General features: G+C 62.3%; 14 protein-coding genes, 2 tRNA genes and 1 CRISPR repeat array (1 of these 17 cut by a window edge). Of the genes, 10 read left to right on the top strand and 6 right to left on the bottom strand.

Annotated features, from left to right (window positions below; genetic code table 11):
• Positions 1-15 precede the first annotated feature (15 nt).
• On the top strand, positions 16-1,011 hold the full coding sequence (gene moaA, locus Q0X23_RS06790) for a GTP 3',8-cyclase MoaA (RefSeq protein ID WP_374707449.1): 996 nt from the start codon (positions 16-18) through the stop codon (positions 1,009-1,011).
• Positions 1,012-1,154: 143 nt separating this feature from the next.
• On the opposite strand, the gene Q0X23_RS06785 is transcribed toward moaA, so the two are convergent.
• The gene (locus Q0X23_RS06785; RefSeq protein WP_297859602.1) at positions 1,155-1,586 is read right to left on the bottom strand and encodes a hypothetical protein; all 432 of its coding nucleotides are present in this window, start codon (positions 1,584-1,586) and stop codon (positions 1,155-1,157) included.
• Between the two features lie 112 nt (positions 1,587-1,698).
• On the bottom strand, positions 1,699-2,238 hold the full coding sequence (locus Q0X23_RS06780) for an inorganic diphosphatase (RefSeq protein WP_297859601.1): 540 nt from the start codon (positions 2,236-2,238) through the stop codon (positions 1,699-1,701).
• Between the two features lie 108 nt (positions 2,239-2,346).
• Here Q0X23_RS06780 and Q0X23_RS06775 point away from each other — a divergent pair, with 108 nt between their 5' ends.
• The 7 genes from Q0X23_RS06775 (at position 2,347) to Q0X23_RS06745 (ending at position 7,468) form a co-directional block, all read left to right on the top strand.
• Positions 2,347-2,940 carry a TetR/AcrR family transcriptional regulator gene (locus Q0X23_RS06775; protein WP_297859600.1) on the top strand — a complete coding sequence of 198 codons (594 nt, stop codon included), beginning with the start codon at positions 2,347-2,349 and terminating at the stop codon, positions 2,938-2,940.
• Positions 2,927-3,802, top strand: coding sequence for a heme ABC exporter ATP-binding protein CcmA (ccmA, locus tag Q0X23_RS06770; protein WP_297859599.1), 876 nt, complete (start codon positions 2,927-2,929; stop codon positions 3,800-3,802). Before Q0X23_RS06775 ends, ccmA begins: the two co-directional genes overlap by 14 nt.
• Entirely contained in the window at positions 3,799-4,920 is a 1,122-nt protein-coding gene (locus Q0X23_RS06765; RefSeq protein ID WP_297859598.1) for an ABC transporter permease, read from the top strand. Before ccmA ends, Q0X23_RS06765 begins: the two co-directional genes overlap by 4 nt.
• A gap of 171 nt (positions 4,921-5,091) precedes the next feature.
• Positions 5,092-5,943: a hypothetical protein gene (locus tag Q0X23_RS06760; RefSeq protein WP_297859597.1), complete on the top strand. Its 852-nt coding sequence runs from the start codon at positions 5,092-5,094 to the stop codon at positions 5,941-5,943.
• Positions 5,940-6,593 carry an outer membrane lipoprotein carrier protein LolA gene (locus tag Q0X23_RS06755; RefSeq protein WP_297859596.1) on the top strand — a complete coding sequence of 218 codons (654 nt, stop codon included), beginning with the start codon at positions 5,940-5,942 and terminating at the stop codon, positions 6,591-6,593. Before Q0X23_RS06760 ends, Q0X23_RS06755 begins: the two co-directional genes overlap by 4 nt.
• A 65-nt stretch (positions 6,594-6,658) precedes the next feature.
• The gene (locus Q0X23_RS06750; protein WP_297859595.1) at positions 6,659-6,868 is read left to right on the top strand and encodes a hypothetical protein; all 210 of its coding nucleotides are present in this window, start codon (positions 6,659-6,661) and stop codon (positions 6,866-6,868) included.
• 144 nt (positions 6,869-7,012) lie between these two features.
• Positions 7,013-7,468 carry an isoprenylcysteine carboxylmethyltransferase family protein gene (locus Q0X23_RS06745; protein ID WP_297859594.1) on the top strand — a complete coding sequence of 152 codons (456 nt, stop codon included), beginning with the start codon at positions 7,013-7,015 and terminating at the stop codon, positions 7,466-7,468.
• On the opposite strand, the gene Q0X23_RS06740 is transcribed toward Q0X23_RS06745, so the two are convergent.
• The 4 genes from Q0X23_RS06740 to Q0X23_RS06725 form a co-directional block, all read right to left on the bottom strand.
• Positions 7,465-8,127, bottom strand: coding sequence for an HAD family phosphatase (locus Q0X23_RS06740; protein ID WP_297859593.1), 663 nt, complete (start codon positions 8,125-8,127; stop codon positions 7,465-7,467). The genes Q0X23_RS06745 and Q0X23_RS06740 overlap by 4 nt on opposite strands.
• Positions 8,102-9,202 carry a sugar MFS transporter gene (locus Q0X23_RS06735; protein ID WP_297859592.1) on the bottom strand — a complete coding sequence of 367 codons (1,101 nt, stop codon included), beginning with the start codon at positions 9,200-9,202 and terminating at the stop codon, positions 8,102-8,104. Before Q0X23_RS06735 ends, Q0X23_RS06740 begins: the two co-directional genes overlap by 26 nt.
• A gap of 77 nt (positions 9,203-9,279) precedes the next feature.
• Positions 9,280-9,354: transfer RNA gene (locus tag Q0X23_RS06730), tRNA-Glu, on the bottom strand.
• 64 nt (positions 9,355-9,418) lie between these two features.
• Positions 9,419-9,492, bottom strand: a tRNA-Gln gene (locus Q0X23_RS06725).
• Positions 9,493-9,619: 127 nt separating this feature from the next.
• On the opposite strand from Q0X23_RS06725, the gene Q0X23_RS06720 reads away from it, so the two are divergent.
• Complete coding sequence (locus Q0X23_RS06720; RefSeq protein WP_297859591.1) at positions 9,620-10,255, top strand: hypothetical protein; 636 nt, start codon at positions 9,620-9,622, stop codon at positions 10,253-10,255.
• A gap of 12 nt (positions 10,256-10,267) precedes the next feature.
• A complete protein-coding gene (locus Q0X23_RS06715) occupies positions 10,268-12,142 on the top strand; it encodes a hypothetical protein (protein ID WP_297859590.1) in 1,875 nt (624 codons plus the stop codon).
• Between the two features lie 91 nt (positions 12,143-12,233).
• Positions 12,234-12,602: a CRISPR direct-repeat array (repeat unit 35 nt; unit sequence GTTGCAATCCCCTTTCGGGGCTAAGGTTTTGCGAC) (it continues 767 nt past the right edge of the window).

Genomic DNA, 12,602 nt, shown 5'->3' with positions numbered 1-12,602 from the left:
CCGTGTTGCTAGAATATGCAACACGGGGTCATCACAGTGAAGCTGATTGATAACTACGGACGCATCATCAAAGACCTTCGGCTTTCGGTTACGCCGCGCTGCAACCTGCACTGCCTGTACTGTCATCCGCTAGGCTGGGAGCAGTCCGAGCCCCCGGGCACCATCTCGGTCGAGGATACCCACCACTTCCTGCAGGCCATGCAGATGCTGGGCCTGGAGTCGGTGCGCTTTACCGGAGGCGAGCCGCTGGTGCGCAAGGAGCTGCCGCAGATGATTGCCGTGGCAAAAGAGCTGGGTATCCAGGACATTGCCATTACCACCAATGGGCTTCTGTTTGCCCGCAAAGCCAAAGAACTGATGAACGCCGGTCTCAAGCGGATAAATCTCTCGATGGACGCCGTGACCCCCGAGGTCTTCAAAGCCATGACCCGAGGTGGGCAGGTCGAGAAGGTCTGGGACGCCATCGAGACCGCCTGGGCGCTGGGGTTGCATCCGGTGAAAATCAACGCGGTGATGATCCGGGGTATGAACGACGACGAGGTGATCCCCCTGGCTTCACTCTCGCTGGACAAGCCGCTGGAGGTGCGCTTTCTGGAGTATATGCACCTCGATAACTCCAACCCCCAGCTTTACCAGCAGCGCTTCATCGCCGGGGCCGAGACCAGGGCCAGAATCGAGGCCCACTTCGGCCCATTGGAAAAGGTAGAAAACGACCCCACCGCCCCGGCCCGGGTTTACCGTATTCCCGGTGCGGTGGGTACAGTGGGCTTTATTAACCCGGTCACCGAGGCTTTTTGCTCCAAGTGCTCCCGCTTGCGCCTCACGGCCGATAAGAAACTAAGGCCTTGCCTGCTGACCGACCTGGAAATGGACATCGCCTGGGCCTTCGAGGCCCCCAACCCTGTTGAAGCTCTGGTAGATGCCATTCTGCTGGCCACCGACCGTAAGCCTGCTTTTGGCAACACCCTCCCCACTTTACGCGAGCGGGTTATGGTGGGGATTGGGGGGTAACGTTCTACACCGGGCGGCCTATCTGGCATGAGGTGTACGAATAGGTCAGGCACACCGGCTTTTGCGAGCAACCCAGGCCAAAGCAGCAGCTTCTGGTACTCCACCGCGCCGGTCAACTGCATAACCTCTTGTTAGTCAGATCGCTAGATAATCCCGTAGTTATAGGTTTCGTTCCGCCCGTTTTTGTCCACAATGGCCCACCAGCGGTGCTCGGAAAGGGTGGGCATCTGGAGCAAGAACACCCAGAACTTGTTGGGGTTTTCGCCGCCATCGGGCTGGAGGGGGCTCTCGGGGGTGATGAGGGTGAGCTGGGAGTCGCCGGCGTTCATGAAGTCTTTGACGGCGTTTTGCAGTTCTTCGGTATCGGGCTCATCGCTAAGGTCGTAGGCGGAAGGGTCGGACTCAATTAAGCCCAGGGGGCTTTCGTCGTCTTCGCCGTCCTCGATAAAACTACGGATGGCCGCTTCCAGGGCCTCGAGGAAACCCTCCTCGTCGTTCACCTGGGGCATCTCGACCCCCAGGTCGGGCACCTCCAGCGCCTTCAATAAAGATTCGATCCGCTGCTGCAAGGCCATAGATAGCTCGTTCGATTACATAACCACAAAGGCCCCTGGCTGGTCAAGCCATTTCAAACATCCCGCATTGCGACCTTTCGCAAGACACACAACCCGCAAAAATGCGGTAGGTCTAGCGATCTTTGACCTCTTTGAAGCGCTCGATACAGGCCTGCACCTCGGCCACTGCACCGGCCTTGTCTTTCCAGCCCGAAACCTTGACCCACTTGCCCTTGTGGGCCTCCAGGGCCTTGTAGGTCTCGAAGAAATTCTGGATTTCCTGCTTAAAGGCGGTAGGCACGTCGTTCAGGTTCTGGATATAGTCCCAGCGCGGGTCTTCGGCCACCACCCCGATAATTTTGGCATCCCCGCCCTTTTCGTCTTGCATATCCACCATGCCCACCACCCGCACATCGACCACCACGCCGGGCAAGAGGGGGTAGGTGGAGAGGATGACGCCATCGAGGGGGTCGCCGTCCTCGGCCAGGGTGGAGGGAATAAAGCCGTAGTCGCCCGGATAAAACTGGGCCGTGGGCAGCACTCGGTCGAGCTTGATGGCCTCGAGGTCGGGGTCGTACTCGTACTTGTTGGAAGAACCACGCGGCACTTCGATGACCATATGGACAATTTCGGGGGCCTTTTTACCAACAGGCAGGTTCTTGAGATTCGCCATAGCGCACCCATTCTGACATCCGCAGGCAAAAGCGGCAAAGGCTTCTCGACAAAGCGTGCTCTGCACAGCTTGACCCAAGAGGGTCTGTAGGCTAGGCTAGATGTAAGTATGTACTTACTTTCAAGCTTTGAGGAGGCCGACGCCACCCGCACAACCTTGATGCGTTCGGGGCTGGAGCTCCTAGCGGAAAAGGGCTACAAAGGCGCCACCACCCGCGAAATCGCGGCCCGGGCTGGGGTCTCCGAGGTCACGCTGTTTCGGCAGTTTGGTAGCAAGGAAGCCCTGTTGCACGAGGCCGTGCAGAAGTTACACCCTCCGGTAGAGCAGGTCTTGCCCCGGCTTTCGGGCAACCTCGAGGCCGACCTGCTGTACCTGACCGAGCGCTACCTGCAGATGCTCGAGGCCAACCAGGGTTTGCTGGTACGCTTGCTGCCCGAGCTGGCCCGTCACCCCGAGCTGCGCGGCGAAACCGGGCCCCTGGGTTTGCGCAAGGCCATGTCGAGGGTGTTCGAATTTTTTGCCGAGCTGCAAAAACAAGCCTGTCTGCGTGCGGAGGAGACCCCTTCACAAGCAGCCATAGCGCTGCTGGGACCGCTTTTTGCCCGGGTGTTGATGTTGGGGGCCATGGGGATTCAGCCCCCGTTCGATTTGCAGGCCCACGTGCGGGGTTTTCTGGAAGGGAGGCAGCGTGGTCAGCGTTGAGCAGGTCTCGAGGCGGTTTGGCAACCTGGTGGCCCTGGACAAGGTGAGCTTGCAGGTGCGTCCCGGCGAGGTGTTTGGCCTGCTGGGCCCCAACGGTTCGGGCAAAACCACCCTCATCCGCATCCTGAGCGGGGTCTTGCTGCCCAGCGCCGGCGGGGCCCTGGTGGCCGGGCTGGACGTGCGCCGCAACCCCGAACAGGTCAAGGCCGCCATCGGCTATGCCACCCAGGAAGCCAGCGTCTACCGCGACCTCACGGTGCGGGAGAACCTGGAGTTCCGCGCCCGGCTCTACCTGGACGCCAGAGCCGTACCCTACGCAGTTGAGGAGACCATTCGGCGCTTTGGCTTGCAGGATTTCGCCCACCAGCTGGCCGGGGCCCTCTCGGGAGGGTGGCGGCAACGGCTGGCCCTGGCGCAGGCGGTGGTACACGGGCCCCAGGTGGTGTTTCTGGACGAGCCCACCACCGGCCTCGATCCGGTCTCGCGTCGCATCATCTGGGATCTGATTCACCAGGAAGCCGCTCGAGGCGCTGTGGTGCTGGTCACCACCCACTACATGGACGAGGCCGAGCGCTGCCACCGGCTGGCGCTGCTCTTTGGCGGCCAGGTGATTGCCCAGGGAACCCCCCACGAACTCGAGCAGCTGGCCCTGCAAAGTGCCCAGGTGGTCTACAGCGAGACCAGCTTGCCCCTGGAACAAATTCGCTCCCTGCCCGGTGTGCTGGATGGTTGGCCCAGCGGCAACGGGGTGCGGCTGATTTTGGATAAACAGGCCACCCCGCCCCTACCCCTCCAAACCGTGTACCCCAACCTGGAAGACGTGTTTATCATCCTGACTCGCCAAAAAGGAGGTGCAGCGTGAACCGCATTGCCGCCCTGGCCCAAAAGGAGTTCACCCAGATCCGGCGCGACCATGTGCTCTCGCGGCTGATTGTGGGTCTGCCCATCGTCATGACCCTGTTGTTTGGCTATGCCATCAACTTCACCCTCTCGGGCATTCGGCTCTCGGTTTACGATGGCTCGCAAGACCGCATCAGCCAGTACCTGCTGCAAGAGCTACAAAAAGAAAATCGCTTCACCCTCACCCACATTGCTCAAGACCCGGCGCAGGTTCCACAGGCTATTCAGCAAAACCGGGCCCGGGTGGGGTTGGTGATACCGGCTGGCGCCCTGCAAGCCGTGCGGCAGGATAAAGCGGTGACGCTCGAGGTCTACGTGGACGGCTCCGACCCCAACTTTGCCTTTCAGACCCAGGCTGCTTTGCGCAAGGTACTGGGCGATGTGAACAGCAGGCTGCTGGCCGGCAAGGTACTGGCCGGAACCGCCACCACCCCGCCCCTCACCCCTACCCTGCACACCCTCTACAACCCCGACAACAAAACCGCCTGGTTCACCATCCCCGGCATTATCGGCCTGATCATGACCATTTTTACCGTGTTGCTCACGGCCCTCTCGATTGTGCGGGAAAACGAGGGCCGCACCATGGAGGCCCTGATTGCCAGCCCCATCCAGCCCTACGAGGTGGTGCTGGGGAAGGTGCTGCCTTATTTTGTCATCGCCACCCTGGTCAGCCTGGTGGTGCTTGCGCTGGGGCATTTTGTATTCGGCGTGCCGGTGCGCGGCAGCCTTCTGCTGCTCTTTGGGCTAATTGTGCTTTTTGTGCTGGGCTCACTGGGGGTGGGGGTGCTCATTTCCACCCTGGCCCGCACCCAGATTCAGGCGGTGTTTGGCACCTTTGCCTATATTCTGCCCACCATCTTTTTGTCGGGGTTTGTGTTCCCAGTGGACGGAATGCCCCTCTTTTTCAAGGCGTTGTCGGCAGTCATTCCGGCCCGCTATCTGATTGACGGTACGCGCGGGGTGATGCTGCGGGGGGCGGGCCTCGAGACCCTCTGGATTGACCTGCTGGCGCTAAGCATTTTTAGCGTGGCCGTGCTAGGCTTAGCCAGCCTGCGCTTTGGTAAGCGGCTGGCCGCATAAAGGACATGATCAGCTTCATTCGCTCAATCTCAGGTCACAGGTCATCATGGAATCCGTGGATCCTTGCCCCAGGCCGAAATCTACATGGAAGCTCCAGACCCAGGAAGCCACCCAGGAAAGCTCAAACGACATTTGGTCGGGGTAATCTTTAGCCCGATAGAAGGGAATCACATGATTCAGATGGGATTTCACCAATACCGGCGCTTGTTGCACTTCGTCCTTATCGTCCTGGGCCTTCAGCTTTCGGCCTTTGGCCTGGCCCAATCCCTTACCATGGGGCTTTTTGGCCGCCTGCCCGACGCCCTGACGCCTACCGCAGAAGCCACCCTGCCGCTGGGGGACTTTGCGCTGGAGGCCCGATTTCAACGCGATGCACTGGGGGTAGGTCTTGCACGCACCCTCGAGTTTAGCGCCCTGGGACGCCTGAGCTACCGGGTGCGGGCCGGCCTGGGGTTTGCGGGTTGGGGCGTCGAAAGCCGCATCGGTGGAACCTTCGGGCCGGTAGCGGCCAGCCTCGAGGCCCTGTACAGCACCACCCAGCGCTCGGCTTTGTGGGTGGGGGACGAGGCCCTGGGGGGGCTCAGGGTGGGCCTTTTGGGGCGCTACCGCCTGAGCCCTCGGGAAACCTTGGGCCTGGGGCTGGGCTATAAGCGCAGCCTGGCCGGCCTTGCCAGCGGCTCGGGCGAGCTTAGCTATGCCTTGCGCCAGGAGCAGACCTATACCCTTGGCCTGGGGGTAGATGATTCGCGCCTGTATGCCCTGCTGGGCTGGCGGGGCGAGCTCGACGAGGCCGGGACGTTGCTCGAGACCACCCTGCGGGCCGGGCAGCTCTGGCGGCTCGAGGCCGCCCTCACCGCACCCCTGGACGAGGAACTCAACAATCTTAAGCTGCGCCTAACCGCCGCCTACCCCTGGGCTGCTAGCTTGGGAGTGGAAGCCTACCGCTTCCGCGCCGACGCAAGCTACGACGGTGGGTTTTCGCTATGGTTACGCTACACGCTCAGTTTTGGAGGCACTGAATGAAAAAGTTGCTGGCAATCGCCCTTGTATCCTTTGGCCTGGTAGCGGCCCAGACCATCGCCGAGATCACCCGCCAGGTGCAGGCCAACCTGGATCGCTCACCCTGGGAGGCCACCATCACCGGCAGGGTTCAACTGCCCGACGGCAGCAGCCAGGACGCCGAGTTCCGGCTTCAGGTGATTCCAGGCAAGGAGCAACTGGCCCGGGTGGAGTTCAAAAAACCCGCTGCCCTCGAGGGCAACTTCGTGGTGATTTCGGATAAAGAAGTCTGGAACTACCTGTTTCTGACCAACCAGGTCATCATCCAACCTCGAGCCAAGGCCCGCATAGAGGGCCTGGGCATCAACCTGACCGACTTGGGCGACTTCGACCAGCTGGCCGAGCGGGTCACCCTCAGGCTACTGGGCGAGCAAAACACCCCCGCCGGGGCTGCCTGGCGCATTGGCGGCAGCCCCAAGGACGCCTCGCTGGGCTTTGCCAGCATGGAAATTCTGGTGCTCAAGTCCGACCCGCGCCCCCTGGCCATTACCCTGCGCGACAACAGCAATAAAGTTCTGGCCGACCTCAGCTTTAGCAACTTCCGCCGCGCCAACCTGACCCCCCAAATCCTGCGCAAGCGCCCCGCCGATGCCGAGGTCTTGCGGCGCAACTGAGCGAACCCGCTACCGTCCCCCGACAAGGTAATGCCTCGGTAACTGAGCGGGGCTACATGTAAAGTGTGAGCGGTCTGCTGCGCCTCTTGGTGGGCTTGGGCCTTGCTTCCTTGAGCGGGAGCCTCTTGGTGCTGGTCTACCCGCCCTACAACCTCTGGCCGCTGGCCTGGGTGGTTCTGCTGCCTATGCTGCTGGCGCAGTTCTGGCTGATGCCCAGGGTGCTCTCGAGCCTGGCCTCGGCCACCGGTGTGGAGCTGTGGGGGCAGGGCTACTAATGCTCGTAGGGAGGTAACCTGACTGGGTGTTATGCCCCCACCTAACCTTCCCCATCGGGGGAGGAAGGAGTGGTTTTATTTTATCCGGCCCTGGGTGCAACTTAGTCTACGAACACTTTGAGGAGGTTCCGGTATCCTATCCCTATGCGCTTCGGCGAGCGGGGTGAGTGGTACGTGGTGGGGCAGTTTGGCCTGCTGGGCCTGCTGGGGCTGGCTTTGTGGTTCACACCTTCTTTTAGCCCGCCCTGGCTTACCGGGTTGGGGCAGGGGCTGGCCTGGGGGGGGCTCCTGGTGCTGCTCCTGGCGGCGTGGCAACTCGGGCGCAACCTGACCGCCCTACCCAAGCCCAGGCCTGAGGGCTACCTGGTACAAACCGGGCTCTACCGGGTGGTGCGGCACCCCATCTACTGCGGGGTGCTGCTGTGGGCCATTGGGAGCAGCCTGGCGCACCTTAACCCCTGGACGCTTTTGTTGAGCGGGCTTTTGTTCGGTTTGCTCGACCGCAAGGCAGGCCTCGAGGAGCGCTTTCTGCAAGAGCGCTACCCCGACTACCCAAGCTACCGGGGCCGGGTCAAAAAGCTGATTCCCTGGGTTTATTAGGGCACTGCTGGCTCATGGCTTTTCAGCCAGCCCCACAGGTGCTCATCGGTGAAGTCGGCAATGCACAAGAAGGCCCCCGCTCGCTTTAGGGCTTCGGGCCGGTGTCCGGTAGTCAGGGCCACGGCGCGGATACCGGCCCCCACGGCAGACCGCACGCCCGAGGGGGAGTCCTCGAAGGCCAGGGCCTCGTCCGGGCTTATCCCGAGTAGCTCGAGCGCCCTGCGGTACGGCAGCGGGTCGGGCTTACCGGCGGGCAGCTCTTCCGACAGCACCACGCAGTCGAAACTGAGCTCGAGCCGCTCGAGCATGAACAGGGCATTCACCCTGGGGGCGTTGCTCACCAGGGCCCTGCGGAGCCCCCGCTTGGTGGCCCAGTTCCACAGCGCCCGCAAACCGGGTAAGGGCCCCACCCCGGCAGCCAGCTCACGGAAGCGGGCCTCCTTTTGCGCCAGGAAGGCTTCGCCTTCGGCCCAGGGGAGCTGGGGCAGCAGGCGCCGCACAATCTCGGGGTTCAGGCCCCCGCTGATCTGGGTCTGGTAGTAGGCGTGGTCGGCCTGGATGCCGTAGCGGGCCAGGCCCTCGAGCCAGGCCTGCTCGTGCAGGCGGTCGGTATCGGCCAGGGTGCCGTCCAGGTCAAATAACAGGGCCTCGAGCTTCACTCTTTCTCCAGAGCAGGTAGGTCATGGCGGTCATCCAGCCCACCACCAGCAGCATACCCGGGGCCAGGGCCTCTCGGGGCAGCAGGGCAAAAGCCGCCGGAACCAGGTTGCTGCCCACCGCCGCGGCGTAGAACAAAAAAGCCAGCCCCCCGTAGCCAATGGTGCGCTCGGTAAAGGCATACAGGGTGGGAAAGGTGGGGGCTACCCAGAACCCCACCAGCGGAAAGAGCCAGGCCAAAGGAGGCACCAGGTAGCACAGCGCCACCAGCACCGCCCCCAGGTGCAGCCCAACCAGCCGGGCCAGGGGTCTGGCCGCTACAAAATCGGCCAGCAACCAGCGCCCCAGGGTGAGGGCCACCCAGTACAACGAGAGCAGCACCCCCAGCCAGCGGGGGTCGTAGCCCAGGTGGCGCAGGTAGACCCCGGAGAAGCTCGAGATGACCAGCTCCACCGCCACATACGACACCGCCGCCAGCAGCACGAAGGGCAGCAAACCCCACGACTGCCGGGCCTCGGGGGCCTCGGTGCGCGCTCGAGCCGCCGGCGTTTTCCACAGCAATCCCGCCGCCACCAGGGCCACCAGGGCCAGCACCCCATAGCCCCAGCGCCAGGGCAGCCCCACCATCAGCAAAGGGGCCAGCACCGCCCCCACCCCAAACGCGGTGTTGACCCGGTAAAGCACAACCAGTTGGCCCTTGGGGTAGAGCTCGAGCGGAAGCGCGTTGCAATGAAAGTTGGCCACCGCCACCCCCAGGCCCATCAGCAAGGCAGCCCCAAACACCCCGCCCATCTGGGGGGTTAGGGCAATGAGCAGCAGTCCCAGCCCCTCGGCCAGCAGGGCCAGGGGAAGCCAGGGGTGGCGTCGGCGCATCCGGCTGCCCAAAAAGATACCCAGCAAAGCCCCCACAAAAAAAAGGTTGAAGTACCAGGCCAGCTCCGGGCCCACGCCAAACTCGGCCTGCCACTGCGGAATGACCGCCCCTACCGACGCCCCAATGGCCCCGGTCATGAACAGGCCCAGGGCACTGCCCCAGGTAAGGCGGGCGCGGGCCAAAGGATGGATAGGCAGACTCATAAACGGGCCAAAACCCAGACTGACAACAGCCTATAGACCTTCAAAACTAAAACCCCCGGTGCGTGCCGGGGGTTTTCTGGTGACCCCAAGGGGATTCGAACCCCTGCCGCCGCCTTGAAAGGGCGGTGACCTAACCGCTAGTCGATGGGGCCAGTTGGGTTTATCTTGAGGACGCTTCCCAGCGCATGGCACAAGACGCAGCCTTCAAGATAAATCTGGCTGGGGCACGTGGATTCGAACCACGATTGACGGAGCCAGAATCCGTAGTCCTGCCGTTAGACGATGCCCCAAAACGCGGAGCCTGTTCAAGCAGGCAACGGGTATGGTACAAGATGACCCTGGTTTTGACAAGGGCTTCACTATAATCTTCCACAGGCCTTGTGTGTTTCGGCCCATAAACACCCCTGGAGGGCATAGTTGAACGATACCGAGCAGAAAATTATCGAGGCCCTGTCGCGGGTGATCTCGCCTGTGGCCGCCCACAACCTGCTCAAGCGGGCCCTGCGGGGGCAGTCGCCGGATTTGCTGGGGCCCCGCAGTTGGGCAGAGCTCATCGAGGGATCCTTGCAGCGTGAGCTGATGGGCGTTCTTCCTGTGAGTGGACTGATGCCCGACCTGCAAAAGCTGGTGCGCCAGCTCAAGGCCCAGACCCCCAGCGTCGAGGTGGTGCGCAACTCCACCCGGCCCACCCTCGAGACCACCGACCTGACCGAGTACGTGGACCTAGAACGCGAGCAAGACCGCCAGGCCCTGGTACTGGATCTGGCCCGGGGAGAGGGGGTGCTGGCGGTGGTGCTGGAGTCCAGTTACGGTCAAGAATGCCGTCTGGGAGTTTATAATGAGAGTCTGGTAAGCCTGTTGACCACCGTGCATCGGTTACTTGAACGTAAAGGGAGTTACAAGGTGTTTTACACTGTGTTCAGGGAAGCTCAGCTGGTACTACGCCCGCTTGACCGTGGTTACCTGGCTGTGCTCACACGCAACGACACCAATCTGGGGCAACTGCTGTATCGAATGAGCAAGATTGAAGCCATCCAGGTGGGGGAGCGTTAGGAGGTTATGACGATGAAGCGTTGGTTTGCGATACTCGCTCTGTGGAGCGTGGCCTGGGCCGCTCCGGCCCTCACCTTGTACGACCAGCTCGCGCCCACGCTGGATCAGGTGCGTTCGCTGCAAAACAGCAACCCTGCGCGGGCCTTAGAGCTTTTGTCCAAAGCCGAAGACGACTTCCGCAAGGGAGCGAGCGAACTGGCCCCGGTGCTGCGCGAGGGGGTGCAGCAATCGTTGGCCGATGCTCGCCAGGCCCTGGCCCGCCGCAGCAACACCGACCTCGAGGCCCGCATCCAGATCATCAAGGCCATTATGGGCAAGGCCCTCTACGACAACTACTTCAGCGCCCTGGCTGCCGGCAATAGCGCCGACGCCAGCCGCCTGCTGCCCAAGGTGCTCTCGGCCAGCGGGCTGCCCAATAGCCTGCAAGCCCAGGCCCAGACCCTGGCCGCCGCCAACAACCTCGACGGCCTGCGTCGCCTGTTTGAGCGCACCTATGCCCAGGGCATTACCAACGCCCTCCAGCGGGCCCAGGCCCAGACCAGTGCCGTGCAGGCTTACCTCGAGGCCACCCGGGCCTATGCCCTGTACCTGATCGTGCAGGACTCCCCCCGCGCCCAGGGCCTCACGGCCAAGGGGTTCGTGGATGCCCTGGGCAAGCTTTCCAGCGGCAACCTCAACGGCTTCAAAACCGACGTGCAAGCGCTGGTCACTCAGGCCCAGAACTTTCTCAAAGCCGCCTCGGCCCCGCAAAGCCAGCGGCGAAGTAACCCCACCACTACCGCCCAAAACCCCCCCGCTGCTGGGGGGGTTCGCCTAGAGGCACCCCGCACCCCCCCGGCGCCCAGGGAGGCAACCCCGGCCAGGGCCGCCGCAGCCCAGCCTGCTGCCCGCCCCGTTGTCCCCGCCACGCCCAAACCTGCCCCTGCGCCACGTCCGGTTCAAGCTGCGGCTCCTACGCCCACGCCCACCACCGACGCCTATCAGCAGTTGCTGGGTGACCTGCGCTTCCTGATCAAAGACAACCGCAAGCTGGAGCGGATCGCCGATAGTCTCTCTGGAGCCGGCATCTACAGCATCGACGACTGGAAGCGGGCCTTGCTCGAGGTGCGCGGTCGCCTGCTGGAGGCCCAGGCCCAGGCCGAGACCGGCCAGAGCGACACCGCCCGCCGTACTCTGGCTCAGGTCAACGCTCGCTACAAAACCGCCGTGCAGCCCCTGGTCGAGGCCCTGCGACCCGAGCTGGCCCAGCGCACCAGCCGGGTCTTTGCCCTGGCCGAAAATGCAGTAGGCCTGCGCACCAGCGACTTTACGGTGCTCTCGGGGGAGCTGCTCGAGAACGGCCTGGCCCTGGAGGGCCAAAGCCTGGGTGCCTTCCACGACGTACAGGTCTGGCTGCTGCAGACCATTCTGGGCATCCCCCGGGCTTTTCTGTTCATCCTGGCGGGGATGCTGGCCTTCTTTCCGCTGTATCTGCTAACCCTCACCTTCGGGGGACGCAACATCTACTGGCGTTTCCTGGGGCTGGCCTTCTTCTTCCTGCTGCTCCCGGCCATGATGGAAGGCCTTTCTTACATCGGTTCTATTCTTTCCGACTCTCGCTACGGGCGGTTGCCTTTCCTGGGTGTCCTCACCAACCTTTCCATCCAACAAAACCTGGTAGCGCAGTTGTTCTGGGGACTTACGGTGTTTTTGGTGATTATTTTTGCCACCATTGGCCTGCGGGGCATCGCTGCCCAGTTTGGCCTGCTACAAAACCAACGCACCCCCCTGCGGCGCGCCCAAAGGCCCACAGTACCCACCGCCGCAGCCACCGCAGGCACATCCGCTGCCAAGCCCAACCCCGGCCTCACCAGCGAGACCATCGTGGAGTGGGACGAAGAGTTCTAGAGCAAATCGAAAAGCCTCCCAACAAACCCCCGCGCCAAACCGGGGGTTTGTATTTTGCATTATCTCTTCCAAAGCTCAATCAAGACACAAAATTGCAATCCCCTTTCGGGGCTAAGGTTTTGCGACACGGTACGATGCGGCTAAGGATCCTTCTTCTCCCCCAGAGGGTTGCAATCCCCTTTCGGGGCTAAGGTTTTGCGACATAGCTCGTTCACTGCCTCGGGTTTGCTGGCCTGTAGTTGCAATCCCCTTTCGGGGCTAAGGTTTTGCGACCGGTTCGAGGCTGCCCAGGCCAACGACGGGGACCTGAAGTTGCAATCCCCTTTCGGGGCTAAGGTTTTGCGACTTTGTCAATTTCTATTGCATTTCGGTAGCAACGTGTTGCAATCCCCTTTCGGGGCTAAGGTTTTGCGACACGTTGCCAATCATGGGGTGCGTACACCTGTACACCACTGTTGCA

This window comes from Meiothermus sp. (genome assembly GCF_026004115.1).
Taxonomy (GTDB): domain Bacteria; phylum Deinococcota; class Deinococci; order Deinococcales; family Thermaceae; genus Meiothermus.
Note: the sequence above shows the minus strand (reverse complement) of the source record. Positions and strands in the feature narration are given on the sequence as shown.